This is a genomic window from Phyllobacterium sp. (assembly GCF_037994425.1).
Classification (GTDB): domain Bacteria; phylum Pseudomonadota; class Alphaproteobacteria; order Rhizobiales; family Rhizobiaceae; genus Phyllobacterium.
Map to the genome: position 1 here is coordinate 1 of NZ_JBBNAM010000227.1, position 16,774 is coordinate 16,774.

Annotated in this window: 17 protein-coding genes and 2 pseudogenes; 11 read left to right on the plus strand and 8 right to left on the minus strand. The window is 55.9% G+C overall.

Going from position 1 to position 16,774, the window contains the following annotated elements:
- Positions 1-38: 38 nt before the first annotated feature.
- The 5 genes from AAAB35_RS15810 (at position 39) to AAAB35_RS15830 (ending at position 1,916) form a co-directional block, all read left to right on the plus strand.
- Positions 39-305, plus strand: coding sequence for a hypothetical protein (locus tag AAAB35_RS15810; protein ID WP_340669243.1), 267 nt, complete (start codon positions 39-41; stop codon positions 303-305).
- On the plus strand, positions 286-552 hold the full coding sequence (locus AAAB35_RS15815; protein ID WP_340669244.1) for a hypothetical protein: 267 nt from the start codon (positions 286-288) through the stop codon (positions 550-552). Before AAAB35_RS15810 ends, AAAB35_RS15815 begins: the two co-directional genes overlap by 20 nt.
- Positions 553-1,101: 549 nt before the next feature.
- Positions 1,102-1,227 carry a hypothetical protein gene (locus tag AAAB35_RS15820; RefSeq protein ID WP_340669245.1) on the plus strand — a complete coding sequence of 42 codons (126 nt, stop codon included), beginning with the start codon at positions 1,102-1,104 and terminating at the stop codon, positions 1,225-1,227.
- A 47-nt stretch (positions 1,228-1,274) separates the two neighbouring features.
- Positions 1,275-1,553: a hypothetical protein gene (locus AAAB35_RS15825; RefSeq protein WP_340669246.1), complete on the plus strand. Its 279-nt coding sequence runs from the start codon at positions 1,275-1,277 to the stop codon at positions 1,551-1,553.
- A gap of 9 nt (positions 1,554-1,562) precedes the next feature.
- A complete protein-coding gene (locus AAAB35_RS15830) occupies positions 1,563-1,916 on the plus strand; it encodes a DUF982 domain-containing protein (protein WP_340669248.1) in 354 nt (117 codons plus the stop codon).
- A gap of 3 nt (positions 1,917-1,919) precedes the next feature.
- On the opposite strand, the gene AAAB35_RS15835 is transcribed toward AAAB35_RS15830, so the two are convergent.
- Positions 1,920-3,179, minus strand: coding sequence for an integrase arm-type DNA-binding domain-containing protein (locus AAAB35_RS15835; RefSeq protein WP_340669249.1), 1,260 nt, complete (start codon positions 3,177-3,179; stop codon positions 1,920-1,922).
- 294 nt (positions 3,180-3,473) lie between these two features.
- Between AAAB35_RS15835 and AAAB35_RS15840 the strand changes: the two genes are divergently transcribed.
- The gene (locus AAAB35_RS15840) at positions 3,474-6,944 is read left to right on the plus strand and encodes a NahK/ErcS family hybrid sensor histidine kinase/response regulator (protein WP_340669250.1); all 3,471 of its coding nucleotides are present in this window, start codon (positions 3,474-3,476) and stop codon (positions 6,942-6,944) included.
- 9 nt (positions 6,945-6,953) lie between these two features.
- On the opposite strand, the pseudogene AAAB35_RS15845 reads toward AAAB35_RS15840, so the two are convergent.
- A pseudogene (locus AAAB35_RS15845) lies at positions 6,954-7,612 on the minus strand (response regulator transcription factor).
- A gap of 216 nt (positions 7,613-7,828) precedes the next feature.
- Between AAAB35_RS15845 and pip the strand changes: the two are divergent.
- Complete coding sequence (gene pip / locus AAAB35_RS15850; RefSeq protein WP_340669251.1) at positions 7,829-8,779, plus strand: prolyl aminopeptidase; 951 nt, start codon at positions 7,829-7,831, stop codon at positions 8,777-8,779.
- Positions 8,780-8,817: 38 nt separating this feature from the next.
- Here the strand turns inward: pip and AAAB35_RS15855 are convergent, their stop codons facing one another.
- Positions 8,818-9,261 carry a VOC family protein gene (locus tag AAAB35_RS15855; protein ID WP_340669252.1) on the minus strand — a complete coding sequence of 148 codons (444 nt, stop codon included), beginning with the start codon at positions 9,259-9,261 and terminating at the stop codon, positions 8,818-8,820.
- A 115-nt stretch (positions 9,262-9,376) separates the two neighbouring features.
- Positions 9,377-9,817 carry a hypothetical protein gene (locus AAAB35_RS15860; protein ID WP_340669253.1) on the minus strand — a complete coding sequence of 147 codons (441 nt, stop codon included), beginning with the start codon at positions 9,815-9,817 and terminating at the stop codon, positions 9,377-9,379.
- A gap of 133 nt (positions 9,818-9,950) precedes the next feature.
- On the opposite strand from AAAB35_RS15860, the gene AAAB35_RS15865 reads away from it, so the two are divergent.
- Positions 9,951-10,295: a DUF952 domain-containing protein gene (locus AAAB35_RS15865; RefSeq protein ID WP_340669255.1), complete on the plus strand. Its 345-nt coding sequence runs from the start codon at positions 9,951-9,953 to the stop codon at positions 10,293-10,295.
- Positions 10,295-11,383, plus strand: a complete 1,089-nt coding sequence (locus AAAB35_RS15870) for a quinone-dependent dihydroorotate dehydrogenase (RefSeq protein ID WP_340669256.1) — start codon at positions 10,295-10,297, stop codon at positions 11,381-11,383. The genes AAAB35_RS15865 and AAAB35_RS15870 overlap by 1 nt, the downstream gene beginning before the upstream one ends.
- Here AAAB35_RS15870 and AAAB35_RS15875 read toward each other — a convergent pair.
- The 4 genes from AAAB35_RS15875 to AAAB35_RS15890 all read right to left on the minus strand — a co-directional run bounded on the left by AAAB35_RS15875 (position 11,380) and on the right by AAAB35_RS15890 (position 13,899).
- Complete coding sequence (locus AAAB35_RS15875) at positions 11,380-12,735, minus strand: MATE family efflux transporter (RefSeq protein WP_340669291.1); 1,356 nt, start codon at positions 12,733-12,735, stop codon at positions 11,380-11,382. The genes AAAB35_RS15870 and AAAB35_RS15875 overlap by 4 nt on opposite strands.
- A gap of 116 nt (positions 12,736-12,851) precedes the next feature.
- Entirely contained in the window at positions 12,852-13,349 is a 498-nt protein-coding gene (locus AAAB35_RS15880; protein WP_340669257.1) for a CAP domain-containing protein, read from the minus strand.
- 41 nt (positions 13,350-13,390) lie between these two features.
- Positions 13,391-13,657, minus strand: a complete 267-nt coding sequence (locus AAAB35_RS15885; protein ID WP_340669259.1) for a DUF6460 domain-containing protein — start codon at positions 13,655-13,657, stop codon at positions 13,391-13,393.
- Between the two features lie 29 nt (positions 13,658-13,686).
- Positions 13,687-13,899 (minus strand): hypothetical protein, encoded by a 213-nt coding sequence (locus AAAB35_RS15890; protein ID WP_340669260.1) that lies wholly within the window; start codon positions 13,897-13,899, stop codon positions 13,687-13,689.
- Positions 13,900-13,910: 11 nt separating this feature from the next.
- Here AAAB35_RS15890 and AAAB35_RS15895 point away from each other — a divergent pair.
- Together AAAB35_RS15895 and AAAB35_RS15900 are read left to right on the plus strand one after the other, a co-directional pair.
- Positions 13,911-15,580: pseudogene (locus tag AAAB35_RS15895) on the plus strand (arylsulfatase).
- Positions 15,581-15,815: 235 nt separating this feature from the next.
- Entirely contained in the window at positions 15,816-16,751 is a 936-nt protein-coding gene (locus AAAB35_RS15900) for a sugar ABC transporter substrate-binding protein (protein WP_340669262.1), read from the plus strand.
- Positions 16,752-16,774 lie beyond the last annotated feature (23 nt).

Below are 16,774 nucleotides of genomic sequence, written 5' to 3' on the forward strand. Positions count from 1 at the left end.
GTGCGCTCTCGCCCAAGTAAGCGCGGGAGGACATGTTCATGCGTCGTCTCAGAAAACATTCTTATTCAAGCGAAGATTGGAACCTGATGCAGCGCGCCCACTTCAAGGCGTCGAAGCAATTGCAGCGCTGTCCAAAATCGCACGCAGATGCCGACCGTCTTGCGCGACGCGTCATGACCCTGTTTGACGAGGGGCTTCGCGACGAAGCTGCAATCGTGTCGGCAGCAGTGTTTCAGGAAAATCTGATCACCGAGATCATGACCAACAGATACGCTGGAGGCTATCATGTCGCGGCGGCTGGATAGCAAGCTCGAATGCCCGAACTGTCAGACCATCTATCTCACGCTCGCAGGCAACGTGGATTTGAACACGCCCATCCGCTGCAGCTCCTGCGGACATTTTATGGGAACGTGGGGCGAGCTTGAACGGGATTTCTATGAGCAGGGCGGAGGCCACGGCGTCTTTTCCATGCGCGAGGGTGAAATTATCCGTATGGACACTCCCGCCAATGAAAATCAAGTCTCGGGCGGATCAACAGATCGCTCGGATTGACCGTTGCGGCTGGATATCACTTGGAACATGGGGCGAGCTTAGAGCGGACTTCATCGCCCAAGGTGGAACGGTTGGCATTTTTGAGATGGATGACGGCCAAATCACTCGCAGGGGGTAGCAACCGGGATGCCCAACCAATTCGATGAAGGTAAACGCCTCCCCCACCCAGCCAAGGCTCGTTCATGATTTACACGGTCTTCTTCATCGGCGTTGCCATAATCATGTGTTGGCTGGTGTTTCGGTAGATCGATCAGGAACACCGACGTGATTTTCGCATTGATGCAGATGCTGACTGACACCCTTTGCAAGTCAGCTAATAGCCCTCGCCATGGCTCCCCACCCCCAGGGAGGCGAAGGCTGCTCGGCGGTGTGCGCAAGCTCATCGCCCCTTTTTTGATTCCCCAATCCAAGCGGAACCGACTTTGCAGTTTAACGTTATGAACTTGCTGGCAATCCCGTCAGCTGGACCCTGCTCCCTTACGCTCCAATCTAGGGGGTCCATGGGACGGTGGCCCCCAATCCACCGTCCCGCTATTAGGAGTTGCGGCGATGCAGAAAGCTTATGACGAATATAACGAGAAGCGCACCGCTCCAAATCTGCGGACCTCTTTCATATACGGTGGGCTTTTCTTCATCGGCGTAGCCCTCGCCATAGCGATCGTGTATCTACTGTGAAATCGGGCAACGATGGAGCTGGGCAGATAACGTGGAAGCCCATCCATTTGGATAAACGTCAAAAGCCAGATGACTTAATTGCAATTGCGTCTGGCATTTCCATTGGACGCACATACCGTATTCAGGGCGGCCCTCAACATGGCCGCTGGTATTTCAACTTTCAACTGGCTCGCCAGCCCTTTCGAACGAGTGCTATGAACGGTGTCGCATCGAAACGGAAAATCGCCCAACAACGGGTACCGCAAACGTTCGTGGATTATTTAGAGACGCCATCTGATCTCGGCGGAGGCAAACCGGGCGGTTGCATCGATACTGACAATAAATAAGAAAAATGATTGATTCGAAATCGCTCCATCGTCGCCTACATTGCGGGGATGTATGAGGATTATCGAACATTCAAAATGGTGCAGGTTTTCGGGCGAAAGCCCGGGCAGCTTGTAGCGATTACATCAGCTTACGACGCCGCTGTATTCTTGCTGCAAGAGTGGCCCGATGAAACAGGCCCCAAACATCTCATGGCACGCGCGATCATGCTGAAGTGCCTAGAAGGCGGATGCTCGGCAGCAGTCGCTCGCGTTGCGTTCGTTGAAGCAGCGAGGGAAGCCAACATCTACATGGAGGCGGAACCATTGCGAACGGCCAACACCGGCAAGCCCGATCCGAAGTGGGGCAAGCGCAAGCGCGGCTGAAGTTCATCCGACGTAAGCAGCCCACTTCCCCCATGCAACTTGCATCTTTTTGAACGCGACCCCGCGCCTGTACGCTTGAGACACGGCATCACCTACTTTGTGAGATAAGATTTCCTCACACGTTTCAAATGGCACGTCGGTCTCGTTGCTCAAATACGTTCTTGCACTCGACCGGAAGCCATGAACCGTAAACTCCGGCACCAGAATGTTCATGGTCTTCGGCGCGTACTGTTTACCGGTTTGCGATGACAGAAAGACAAGCGCAGTCGGGATTACATCGTTAGTTGGCCTACCTGTGGCAATCTCACGCCTTAACGGGGCCGCGGCCCTTATCGCGGTCAATATTTCAATCACTCGTGGGCACAACCAGACCGTGTGTTCGGCGTTGCCTTTCATGCGTACAGCCGGGATCGTCCAAAGACCTTTGTCCAGATCGACTTCGCTCCAGGTCATGCCCATCGCTTCATTCTTGCGAACGCACGTGAGCACTATCACCTCTAAAAGTCGCGCACTCAGGACACGCTTCTTGCGCAATCGCGCAACGAACGCCGGCACGTCCTCATAAGGCATCGATGCGAAGTTCCCGCCGACCTTTTTCTTTGGGAGCGTGTGTTTGAGGCGCGACCAATCAGCCGGATTTGCGGCGTTCTCATCGCGTCTTCCTGTGGCAGAACACCAATTCAAAGTCCGGTACAACATCGATTGCAGGAAACGAGCGGTTGAATGTTTTTCGCGCCACAGCATTTGCAGCACTGCGGCAACATCATTACGCGTGACTTTGCGAACGCTCTTCCCACTCAAGTCCCCTAAATGTTGGTCGATGATCTGCTGCCAACGCTGTTTAACGGTCGCGCGTTTCCAGTCCTTCTCGTGCAAGGCCATGAACTGTTCACAAGCCTGCTTGACGGTGAGGTCATTTTGCCTCGCCCGTTTGAATTGCAGCGGGCATTCACCACCTGTGGCAACCTTGCGCAACTCGTCGCATTTGGTGCGAGCTTCCTCCAACGTCACGTCAGCGACCGGTCCGATGCCGATTTCCTTGCGAACGCCATCACGCGTCAGCAACACGATCCACGACTTGGAACCGCCCTTCGAAATATTGAGGTAAAGACCGCCGCCATCGGACACTTTGGTGTTCGGTTGAAACTTGGTTTTGGCAACTTGTGTAGCAGTCAATTTGTATCTTGGGCGCATGTTTTTGATCTCGTTTCGTTCACGCAAATATACGCACCAAATAGTGGTTTGGTAACCGGTTTTCCCCACATCTGACCCCACTCTGGAGCGATGCAATAACAAAGCACACCAGCACACGCTTGCACACACATAACTTTTTATTATTAATATATATCAATAAGTTACCGAGCAGCTGCCGAATACGACTTCGCACAAAAGCGCACACTTGAAAACACCGGAAAACCCGGCCTTTCGACTTGTTTTGAAATTATTGATAGACGTTCGACTTTTTCCAATAGTATTAGCGGGCCTGACGTTCAGCGGGCAAGTCGAAAATCCATTGTGGCGGAATTGGTTGAAACAAAATAACGGAAGGTAAAGCCCATGATGGGCTTGGCTGTTGCAACCCTAATCATAGCGCTTTACCTGGCGTTCCAATCCTTGGTCGTGAAGCGCGCCGACCGGTTTCCCGGTCGCCTCCGTCTGCCCCGGCCCGTCGTATATTCTATGTGCCTTGCCGCCAGCGGTACCTCATGGCTCTACTACGGAAGTGTCAGTTACGCTGCAAAAAACGGATTGGAGTGCGCTGGCGTTTTCATCGGCGTGGTGCTGGTGTTTACAGTCGGATTTCCCGTTCTCGCAAGGGTCGCGCAGCTGGCGAAATCGGAGGGCATCAAATCCATCTCCGACTTTATCGGCGCACGCTACGGCAAGAGCTTCTCCGTCGCGGCCCTGGTTACGGCGATAACGACCATCGGTCTCATTCCTTACATTTCTTTGCAGCTGGCTGCTACACACGAACTGATCGACATCTTTAACGATCATGTAGGGGAAAATACCGTTCACCAGGAAGCCCTCGTGGTGCTGATCCAGTTTGGGATCGCAGCCTACACAGTGTATTTTGCTGCTCGCGCGCCACATCTCAAGGATCGATATGACGGTCTCGTGAAAGCCGTAGCGGTCGCCACGGCCGTCAAAGTCGCTGTCTTCGTCTTTGTAGGGATCGCCGTCGTTGGCATCCTCTTCAGTTTGCCCACCGAAACGATAGGCCAGATGATAGAGGGTCAACGGCAGATCCCCGCCCTCAATGCCAGGGTATCGCCCGCAAACCTGATGGCGCTCATGCTGATCGGTGCAGCGTCGGTCTTGTTACTGCCCAACCAGTTTTATCTGACGATCGTCGAACACAGGGGTGGCGGCGAATTGCGTGTTGCCCGTTGGCTTGCACCTCTTCTTTTGTTCATCGGCGGAATCTTCGTAATTCCCATCGCCGTCGCCGGAGCCCTGATGCTCCCTGTTGACGCAGCGTCGGATTTCTACTTCATCTGCGTTCCGATCATTGCCGGACATCGATGGCTGACCACCATTGCTTTTGCCGGCGGGGTACCGGCTGCGACCGCGATGATCATCGCTCCCTCCATTTTGCTTTCGATCATGATCACCAACGATCTGATGCTGCCGCTGCTGCTGCGATCCGCTGCAGATGGCGGCGCCGGATCCAAGGATTTCACCAAGATCATACCGCGAATCCGGCGCTGGTCGCTCATCGCCATTCTCGCAGCTGCCGGGATTTATCAATATCTCGTTTCCTGGAAGATGGATTTTGCCGACCTTGCGCTGATCTCGGCCGTGGCCATCATGCAACTCGTACCGCCCTTCGTCGCCGCGCTCGTGTGGCGCCGCGGTACGGCGCGCGGAGCAAGTTGGGGCATGATCGCGGGTTTTGGCGTCTGGTTCTATACTATGGTCCTGCCGACGCTCATTGCGCCAACCTCCGCATTGCTCGCCGAGGGTCCATTTGGCATCGTCGCCCTGAAGCCGCAGGCGCTCTTCGGCGTCGAAGCTGCCGGGTATGTCCACGCGCTTTTCTTCAGCCTTGCCGCGAATATCGCGTTCTTCATAGCAGGGTCACTGTCACGCAGCACCACACCACTCGAGCGGATCCAGGCCTCGATTTTCATTGCCGACAGAACGCCGTTGACGACTACAGTCGGTGCCCTCCAGCCCAGCATCACCGTCGGGCAACTCAAATCGACAATCTCGAGATATGTCGGCAATGAGCAAGCCGAAACAGCATTTGCCTCGTTCCACAAGCGCGAGAACATCCTGCTCGACGACGAGGATGCGGCGGATTTCAAGACTGTGCACTTTGCCGAACAGCTTCTGTCCGGCATCGTCGGCTCGCCCTCGGCGCGGATGATCCTGTCACTTGCCATGGGCCCGACCGGTCCCGCACAGCGCCGGGCCCAGATCTTGCTCGAACACGCGACCGATGCGCTGGCACAGAACCGTTATCTGCTGCAAACCGCGCTCGATCAGATGGACCAGGGCATTTGCGTTTTCGATCCCCAGTATCGGCTCAGTTGCTGGAATGCCCAGTTCCGCCTTTTGCTCAACCTTCCCAAAGACCTCCAGCGCATGGGCACGCCCATGCATAGCATCGTCCAGTTCCTCTTCGAACGCGAGAACCTTTCGGATGCAACCGACCAGGCTTTTGTACGCCAACTAACGAATTCGAGTGCACCATGGCGGATCACGCTCAAGTCTACCGGGCAGATAATCGAAGTCCGCTCCAACCCGATCCCGGACGGCGGTCTGGTCACAACGTTGACGGATGTCACGCATGCCGTGAATGCAGATAATCTGTTGCGCCAGACAAATGAATCGCTGGAGCGACGCGTTCGCGACCGCACCAACGAACTTACGCTGGCCAACCAGCAATCGGCCAAAGCCCAGCAACGGGCCGAAGAGGCCAATATCGGCAAAACGCGTTTCCTCGCCGATGCCAGTCACGACATTCTGCAACCCTTGAATGCAGCGCGGCTTTATTCGTCGTCCCTCATGGAGCGCCTCGGCAATTCACGCGAAAAGCAGCTTGTCAGCAACGTCGATTCGTCGCTTGAAGCCGTCGAGGTCATTATCAACGCCCTCCTCGACATTTCACGCCTTGATACAGGGGCGCTGAAACCGGTTGTCTCCGTCTTCCGGCTCGATACCTTGCTCGAACAGATCGTCCGCGACTTTTCGCCGAGCGCGCAGGCGAAGGGTCTGAAACTCGAGGTAGTGATGAGTTCGGTCGTGGTCGCAACCGACCGTAATCTGCTGCGCAGGCTCGTACAAAACCTTGTCTCTAACGCCATCAAATATTGCCGAAACGGCAGGGTGCTCGTCGGCGCGCGCAGGCGAGGGGCGAAGATCGAACTGCAGGTCTTCGATACCGGCATCGGCATCCCCCAGACGCAACTGGAAAACATATTTCGAGAATTCACCCGTCTGTCGGGAGGAATGAAGATATCGGACGGACTTGGGCTTGGGCTCTCCATCGTCGAGCGGATTGCGAAGATGCTCGAACTTTCGATACGGGTAAAATCCACGCCGAACGAGGGATCGATGTTCTCGGTGACCATTCCGGTATCCACGACGCAATCCCTACCCGCGAATGAAGAAATCCGAGCAATTCGACCCGCCACGGCCTTGTCCGGATTGTCCGTACTTTGCATCGACGACAATCAATCCCTTGCGGGTCTAAAGGAGTTGCTCGCAACGTGGGGCTGCAGCGTTGTGATGTTGGATAGCGGAGAGAAATTGAAGGCCTATTGCCAGGACAATCCGCCTGCTCCCGACGTTATTCTCGCGGACTACAACCTGCGCGATGAAAGCGGGATCGATATTATCGGTTATGCGCGCGAACACTTTCAGCTCCATGTTCCGGCGGCACTCGTCACGGCAGACCGCTCGAACGCGGTTCGGGATCACGCCAATGCCGAGGATATTACAATCATCCACAAGCCAGTCCGACCGGCCGCCCTGCGAGCACTGCTTTCGCATTTCCGGCAGGCGATTGCCGCGGAATAAATGGCTTGATTACATCAGGGGCTGGCTTGGCATCGCATCCTCCTTGAAGCGTGCCAGCCGGATCACTGCCTGCGTGCGGCTTTCAACGCCGAGCTTGTAGAGAACGGCGGACACATGTGCCTTGATCGTGGCTTCTGAAACACTGAGCTCGTGGGCGATCTGCTTGTTGAGCATACCATCAGCCATCATGCTCAAAACCCGTCCTTGCTGGGGCGTCAATTTGCGAATGCAACGAATGAGCTCAATCATATCGGGGTCAAGCAAATCATCGTCATTGTCGCTAAGCGGCGACCAGATCCCTCCATCAAGAATCGTCTGTACCGCTTCCTTGATATGTTCCGGACTGGAAGATTTGGAGATGAAGCCCGATGCGCCGAGTGCGATCGCGGCACGGATTGTAATCGGATCGTCGGTAGCCGAAACGATGGCGATTGGAAGCGAAGCTTGCAATGCACGCAGCGCCACGAAACCCGTAAGGCCGCCGACGCCGTTTAGCGAAAGGTCAAGCAACAAAAGATCGATATCGGAATCGGCTTGGATAAATGCCTTTGCGGTTTCAATATCGCCGCTTCGAGAATTTCGACATTGTTAGTTGGCGAGGTAAGCGCAAGTTTCAATGCCCCCCTGAAAAGAGGGTGATCATCCACAATAAGAAATCGGTATTTCATGATTTGAAAGTCCTTGTTGCTGAAATTGCAGCAGTCTTAATCCAAAAGCCGTAATGCTAATGACTAAATCTGAATCGACTGATATATCAAGAGCAATTTGGTACACGCGAAAGTTTTGTCAGCCTTCGAGGTATGCCGATCCGGTTGAATTGCCTTGGCAAAACCGCATTCCCGAGCAATTATTTGGCGTGGGGATAATTCTTGAAAGTGGGACGTATGATCACAAACATTCTTTACCCTGAGCTTCAACCTACTTCGGAGGAAATGCTGCAAGTTTCCGAGCTTCACACGATTCATGTGGAGGAATGCGGTAATCCGAATGGCAAACCGGTGATCATGATCCATGGGGGGCCTGGAGGCGGCATCAATCCGACGATGCGCCGCCTGCACGATCCGGAAAAGTATCGCATCATCCTTTTCGATCAGCGCGGCTGCGGAAAGTCGACGCCGCACGCCGAACTCAACGAGAACACCACTTGGGATCTCGTTGCCGACATGGAAAAGATTCGCAACCATTTCAACATTGACAAATGGCAGGTCTTCGGCGGCTCATGGGGGTCAACTCTCGGCCTCGCCTATGCGCAAACGCATCCGGACCGTGTCAGTGAACTGATACTGCGCGGCATCTTCATGATCCGGCGTTTCGAGATCGAATGGTTCTACTCGAATGGCGCGAGCATCATCTATCCGGATCGTTTTGAGGCGTACCAGGCCCACATTCCCGAAGACGAGCGCGACGACATGATCGCGGCCTATTATCGGCGTTTGACTGACCCTGATCCGGCCGTCCAGTTGCAGGCTGCCAAGCTGTGGGCGCGCTGGGAAGGATCGGCGCTCTCGCTTCTTCCTGACCCCGCTCGTGAAGCAGCCTTTTCCAATGATTACTTCGCCATCGCATTCGCCCGTATCGAATGTCACTATTTCCAGAACCGTGGCTTCTTCGAAACGGACGATCATTTGTTGCGCAATGCACATCTGATCCGCGACCTTCCAGGGGTCATTGTCCACGGCCGCTACGACATGTGCACGCCTTTGCTCAATGCCTGGCACCTCAAGAAGGTTTGGCCAGAAGCGGACCTGCGCATCGTTGAGGATGCAGGCCATGCCGTTAGTGAACCGGGTATCGTCCACGAACTGATCCATGCGACGAAGCGGTTTGCGGCCTAGATAGACCAATCCCTTGCCGGCCCCGCGGGGCCGGCTTTTCATGCGGCCAAATGCTTCTGCCGTGATTTAAGCACCCACAAATGACCGAACGGATCCACGAGCACACCCGCCCGGTCGCCGCCTTCGAGCGTTTCCACCGCATTGCGCACTTTGCCGCCCTCGGCGACGGCATGATGCATCACCCGGTCCACGTCATCGACGTGAACATCGAGCATGACCGGAGTTGCACCAATCGCGTGAATGGACCTCGGCCCGCCAAGTGAAGCATCCGCATCTCGCTTCGGATTGGCTCCGACGATCATAAGAACCGACGCGCCCATACGAAGTTCCGCGGCGATAAGTTCGCCGTTGTGCAGGTAAGGGCGCCCGACAATCCTGGCGCCGAAAACGTTCTCATAGAAATCAAGCGCCTTTTGCTGGTCGCCGTGACGAACAAAGAGCCTGATCGATACCTCCCCAATCAGTGTTGGCACTGCAATCATCGTATCGCTCCGAGAGAAAAGTTGTGAGCGGACAATGTCAGTCAAACACTCGAACAAATCAAGAACAAATTACTGCTCCGGAAATGGCTCCTGACACTCTGCTGTCATGGCCGAGTCAGGTTTTCTCTAGCGTCTGAGGCGCCGGCTTGCTGCCTTCGCCGTCATACCCGAATTCTCTGGCGATACCCATGAAGCGGCGCATGAATTTTTCCATGTAGCTCAGGCTCTTTTCGAACTGCTCGTCCGAAGGAAGCGCGTCGCGCACGATCGGCGGTATCTTGCCCATGGCAGCAACCGTATCCTCAAGCTTGGAGACGCGGCCTTTGAGATCAGCTATGTCCTCTTCATAGGCTGTACGTTCCTCGGCGGCGACCTTGCAAACCAGTTGTCCTGATTTTTCCTGGCAGATCGACATCTCGCCGGTTTTGTTGTTCATGCGCACGAAGCCGTCTGCCGTCTTTTCAAGCGTATAGCTCGAGGATTCCTCAGCCAGCGCCGGAAGCGCGCATAGGGGTCCGACTGCAAACGCGATGAGCAATATGCGAAATGGTGCCATGATGGACCTCCAATGTTGCCTACTCGAAACCTAACGCAATAATACGCCGAAAATCTGGAATAGGCCGAAAATTCCTGAAAACGTTTGACTCTGCACTTTGCGCAAGCCGTTTTTGCGACTACTAAGAGCGTCTATGAATCACCTGATATTCAAGATTGCGCCGCGCACGCTTTGGCAGGCAGCTGAAGCCAGTGGGGTCTTTGACGGCGCGCCCATCGATCACGCTGATGGCTTCATCCATTTTTCGACGGCGAACCAAGCTGTAGAGACAGCGGCCAGGCATTTTGCTGGCCAAGATGACCTGCTGCTTATTGCCGTTGAGACTGAGCGGCTTGGTGAAGCGCTCAAATATGAAGTCTCGCGCGGCAGCGATCTCTTTCCGCATCTTTATGCCACGCTCCCGCTCGATGCCGTCGCATGGGTCAAGCCCCTCCCCCTTGGCCACGACGGGCGTCACCAGTTCCCGGAGATGCAGTAATGAGCAGGCTGTTTCAGGCGATCGGTCGCAAGGTGCTGTTCTCGTTCGATCCGGAGGACGCACATGCGCTGTCGATCAAGGCCCTGAAAAGTGGCTTCGTCCCCGGTTGCTCGCCCATGAACGACCCGGCGCTGCGCGTCACAGTCGCTGGTCTCAGCTTTCCCAATCCGCTCGGCATGGCCGCCGGCTACGACAAGAACGCCGAAGTGCCCGACGCTCTGCTCAAGCTCGGATTTGGATTTGCCGAGGTTGGCACGCTCACACCCCTCGCGCAATCCGGCAATCCCAAACCGCGTATATTCCGGCTTGTCGAAGATCGCGCGGTGATTAACCGGCTCGGGTTCAACAATGAGGGCCACGATCCCGCCTTCCAACGTTTGACTGAGCGGCGGAACCGCTCCGGCATTGTCGGGGTCAATATCGGAGCCAACAAGGATTCTCCTGACCGGGTGGCGGATTATGTGGCCGGGATCCGCAAATTCCACGCGGTCGCAAGCTATTTCACCGTCAACATATCCTCACCAAACACGCCGGGTCTCCGCGACCTGCAGGCGCGCGACAGTTTGAGGGAACTGCTCGAAAGGGTGCTTGAGGAGCGTGACGCGCAGAAAGGCGTCAAGCGGCCCGTCTTCCTCAAGATCGCACCCGACCTGCCTGAAGCCAGCCTCGATGATATCGCGGCGGAAATTGCCCTCCATCCGCTCGACGGCTTGATCATTTCCAATACGACCCTGTCCCGCGCGGGCCTCAAGGGGACGAAGAATGCGCGCGAGACGGGAGGGCTGTCCGGCGCTCCATTGTTTAATCGCTCAACCATCGTCCTGGCAAAAATGCGGCAGCGTGTTGGCGCCGAGCTACCGCTGATCGGCGTCGGCGGTGTCGACAGTGCAGCAACCGTCCTTGCGAAGATTCGTGCCGGCGCGGACCTGGTTCAGCTCTACACCAGCATGATCTATGCCGGTCCTGGCCTTGCCAGCGAAATCGTCAAAGACCTCTCGGCGGCATTGAAACGCGACCGTATCACAACCGTCGCCGCCCTGCGCGACTGCGACGTCAACGAATGGGCGACCGAGCCACTCCCGGCCTAGTCAGCAAACTGCAACCGCGCCCGACTGGGAAGGATGGACAGAAGCGAAATGCCGCGCAGTCCAAGGAACAGGTGCAGCGCCAGCCAAAGGCCGTGATTGCCCAGATACTGAGGCAGAATATAGTAAGCGGCAAAATAGCCCGCGAGCGACAGGATCATCATGTTGCGCATGTCGCGCGACCAGGTCGCGCCGATGAAGACACCATCCATGTGGAAGGCGAGAAGACCGACGACGGGTGCCAGCGCAGCCCAAGGCAAATAGACTGATGCCATGGCCTGGACTTCTTCCGATTTGATCAGGAAGGCGACGATCGTATCGCCGAAGGTCAAGAAGAACAGCGCCATTACCGAAGCAAGTATCATTCCCCAAAGGAACGAAAGCTTCACGCCGCGGTCAAAAGCGGGCCGGTAGTTCGCGCCAACGGCACGACCGGAAATCTGTTCGGCGGCCGTCGTAACCCCGTCGATCAGATAGCCCGAAATCAAGAGGAAGTTCATCAGCACGGCATTGGTCGCAAGCGTAACGGCACCCGCCTGGGTTCCGGCCCGGGTGAAATAGGCGTAGGCGATTAACAGGAAGAAAGAGCGCAGCATTATATCGCGATTGACCGCGAACATCCGACGTATTTCATGCGCATCAAGAACGCGCTTGCGGGATGGATTGGGTACCGCGCGAAACTGCAGGTAGATCATAGAAAGTCCGACGACCAAGGCCGAGGTTTCGCCGAGTACCGTGCCCCAGGCGATACCTTTGACACCCCAGCCCATGATGAGGCCCAGCCAGATTGTCATGATCACGTTCACGCCATTCAGCAGCAACTGCAGATAGAGGCCCTGCATGGCCTTGCCTTGACCAAGCAGAAGACCCAACACCACGAAATTGCCGAGCGCCATGGGCGACGAGAGCAGCCTTATCGAGACATAGGTCGACATGGCTTCGGCGACGGCCGGATCGGGGTCCATGAAGCTGATGGTCGCTTCCAAAATCAAAGGTGTTACCGCGATGAATAGCAAGCCGGCTACCACTGCAATGCCGATTGCCCGCCAGAACACGGCTTGCTGCTCGACGTCATCGTGCCGGCCCATGGCTTGCGCCACGAGGCCGGTTGTACCTGCACGCAGAAAGTTCATGGTCGAGAATAGAAAATCGAATACGAGGGCGCCGATGGCAAGCCCTCCCAAAAGATGCGGGTCGCCAACCTGACCGATGACGGCTGTATCGACAAGGCCAAGCAGTGGCGTCGTCAAAGATGCCAGCATGACCGGAATCGTGATCGCAAGCATCAACCGGTTGGTCACCTCGAACGGGCGAACAACCTTGGAACCTGGCGACGAAGGAACTTCGATATTCATGAAGGCACCGAGCTTGCAACCTGAAAGGCTGTCCATGCTCTATGCCACTGGTTTGGAGCGTTTACCAGTACTATTGGGGATGGATGGATTAGGTCACCTCAAACTAGCTTTTCTTCCTACACGCCAAGGACCAGCACCCAATAGCGTTGGGTGCCCGACTCCGCGTAGGCAAGTCCGAAATGGCTGAATTGCGGATCGAGCATATTGCGGCGATGCGGCGGTGATGCCATCCACTGGGCGAAAACCTGATTCATGTCCCATTGGCCCCTGGCGATGTTCTCTGCGGCCGGTCCATGGATTCCCGCGCCGCGTATGCGCGAGGCAAAACCGCGATTCCAGCTCGTCGAATGGCTCATGCGTCCGGAACTGGCCATATAGCCGGCTTGCTGCAAAGCCGCCCGCTCCAATGCGGAGCTCGGCGAAAGCGGGCCGAGCCCCTTCGAAGAGCGGATCGCCGCCAGATTGGCGCTACCCGAAGCCGAAACACCAGCGCTCTTTCCCGGGAGCCGCGCCAGTGGCGCCGCCGATTGACAGCCCGCCAGGGGCAGGAGCGCCGCCCCGGCGGCTAGGACAAGAAAGTTGCGGCGCGGAACAAGCGATTTTGTTTCGGACATGAAGCTTTTTCCTCAATAGGTCTGGCTACCACACGTTTTTCTCAGCGACGATAACTCAAAAGCCGCAGCAGGATGAAGCAGGGAATGACGACGACAGCGCCGAGTAGGAAATAGCCGGCAAACCGTTCGATCGCTCCAAAGCCTAGATTCCAGATGCGGCGGACAAAATTCTCGATACCGTAAAGTATATCCATCGGCGACCAGTCGAACGCGCTCATGACCACACCGACGACAAGTGATACGACGATTAGCTTTACGAGAACCCGGCCGGGCGTATCGCCCAAGAAACGGTTCATTCCTTCCGACATGTTTTCTCCGGCGTATCCTTGTCTGCGATTTAACTGACATACGGCGATACCGCATCGCGTTCAAGGTGCGGATCGAGATCCGCCCGCTGTCGCATTTTAACTGCGTTATGCAACCCACGATAGCGCCAACGCGCGTAATAGCCCCATTCGGTTGTAACAGTAACGTACTTGGATTGTCCCAGCGCCTCGGCCACGAATGCTCTGTCGAATTTTGAAATGGCGTAACAGAAATCTTCGAACAAGGAGCTTCCTAATGAGCAAAGTCGGCGAAATCGACAAGATCAAAGAGGCGGCGGAGGCCGCAACCCATTCCAGCAGCGTCAGCCGCCGCGACCTCCTCCTGGGCGGAACTATATTTGCCGCCACGTCCGTACTGGCATCAGGCGCTTCGGTCAATCCGGCGCACGGCCAGCAAAACGCAACGCAGTCGAGCGGAAAGTCGCCGAACATCCTCGTCATATTCGGTGACGATATCGGCATACCCCAGATCAGCGCTTATACGATGGGCCTCATGGGTTACCGCACACCCAACATCGACCGCATAGCGGCCGAAGGCGCCATTTTCACGGATTCTTATGGTCAGCAGAGTTGTACCGCCGGACGCGCCTCATTCATCCTTGGCCAGGAACCCTTCCGTACCGGGCTACTTACGATCGGCATGCCAGGAGATCCTCACGGGATCCAGGAGTGGATGCCGACCATTGCCGATGTCTTGAGGACGAAGGGCTACGCGACAGGTCAATTCGGGAAAAACCATCTCGGCGATCATGACGAGCATTTGCCGACCAATCACGGTTTCGACGAGTTCTTCGGCAATCTTTATCATCTCAATGCCGAGGAAGAGCCTGAAGGTTATTTCTATCCAAAGGATCCGGAATTTCGCAAGAAATACGGCCCTCGCGGCGTCATCCACTCTTACGCTGACGGCAAGATAGAGGATACGGGTGCGCTGAATACGAAGCGCATGGAGACGATTGACGAGGAATTCCTGGCAGCCGCCAAGGATTTCATCGACCCCCAGCACAAGGCCGACAAACCGTTCTTTGTCTGGTTCAACGCGACGCGGATGCACGTTTTCACCCATCTCAAGAAGGAGTCATTGGGCAAAACGGGCAAGGGCATTCATGCGGACGGCATGGTCGAGCATGACGGAATGGTCGGTGAACTTCTGCAACAACTCGACGACCTCGGCATCACCGAAGATACCATCGTCCTCTATACGACGGACAATGGTGCCGAAATCGCGCTTTGGCCGGACGGCGCCATGACACCGTTCCACGGTGAGAAGGGAACGACGTGGGAAGGCGGTTTCCGCATTCCGATGATGGTGCGCTGGCCGGGTGTTGTTAAGCCAGGAACGCAGGTCAACGAAATCGTCACTCTCATGGACTGGATGCCTACCTTTGCCACGGCCGCCGGCATTCCCGACATCAGGGATAAGATGAAAAGCGGCTTCCAGGCGGGCTCAAAGACCTTCAAGGTTCATCTTGACGGCTATGACCTCACATCCTTGCTCAAAGGCGAGGCCAAGGACCCTCCAAGGGATACCGTTTACTATTTGACCAAGGGGGAAACCTTAACGCCATTAGGTGGAACGATTGGAAGCTCAGCTTTGCAGTCTCCCATGGGAACATTGCAACCGGAACGCGCGAAATACCTGCCTGGGCACTCATCGCCAATCTCCGGATGGACCCTTACGAGCGGGGATTGGAAGAGGGCGGAGGCGCCATGGACTTCCTCGCCAGAAACATTTGGCTGCTGGTACCGATCCAGGGAAAGATCAAGGAATTCTTCGCCGACTTTGATGAATTCCCCTATCAGGCGGGCAGTTCTCTCAATGCGGGTGCCATCAACTACGGGATGTTACGGCAAGAAGCTGCCATGAAGCGACTCAAGGAACTGGAGAATTTGACGCCGCAATAGCTGGGTTTACTTGGCCGCGCCTCTCGATGAGGCGCGGCGATCCACCCTTCTGCGAGCCCTCAAGACCGGAAGACAAGATCTACGACGTTAGTCGCAATGAAACGTTTCATATTGACAAGTTTCACTCATTGTGGCCCATTTCCAAGCAGAAATCGTTTCGAGCTTGAGGCGGTGAAACGTTTCATCGCTATGTCGGAGGACCTGGCGAAACACTTGTTATTCTGGGAGGAATACAATGCGATTTTCTAAAGTAATTGCCGCCAGCCTTCTGGCCGGAACCCTTATCATGCCCGTCGCCAGCCACGCGGACGACAAACCCGTCGTCGGCCTTGTGATGAAATCCCTGGCCAATGAATTCTTCAAGAACATGCTGGAAGGCGCGAAAGCGCATGAGGCAAAGCGCGGCGATTATACTCTCAAGGCCGTCGGCATGCAGTCCGAGACCGATATCGACACGCAGATCAATGCGGTCGAAAGTTTCATTACCGAAAAAGTCGATGCGATCGTCATAGCGCCCGCCGACTCGCGCGCTCTCGTGCCGCCGATCAAGCGCGCAGTAGATGCCGGCATTACAGTGATCAATTTCGACGTCGCCCTTGACGAAAAGGCAAAGCAGGAAGCGGGGCTGACCCTGGCATTTGTCGGACCGGACAATCGCGGCGGCGCCAAGCTGGCCGGTGATGCGCTGGCCAAAAAGCTTGGCCAAGGCGCAAAGGTGGTTATTATTGAAGGCAACCCCGGCGCGGACAATGCAGCGCAGCGCAAGCTTGGCTTCATGGACTCAGTTGAGGCCGGAAAGCTTGATCTTCTCGACTCCCGCACCGCTCATTGGGAGACCGAGGAGGCCAACACGCTGTTCTCCAATATGCTTACCGCTCATCCGGACATCCAGGGTGTGATGGCGGCCAACGACTCCATGGCACTCGGCGTTGTCAAGGCAATCGATGCCGCGGGCAAGACTGGCAAGATCGAGGTGGTCGGCTTCGACAATATTCCGGCAGTGCAACCGTTGCTGAAGGAAAAGAAGATGCTGGCGACCGTCGACCAGTTCGGTCAGGAAATGGCTGCGAACGCCGTCGACAAGGCGCTGGGCGTACTTAAGGGCGGCAAGCCGCTTGAGGGCTGGGTCAAAACCGATATCAAGCTCGTCACGTCCGACGACGTAAAATAGACAAAACCGGAAACTCCGGCTGA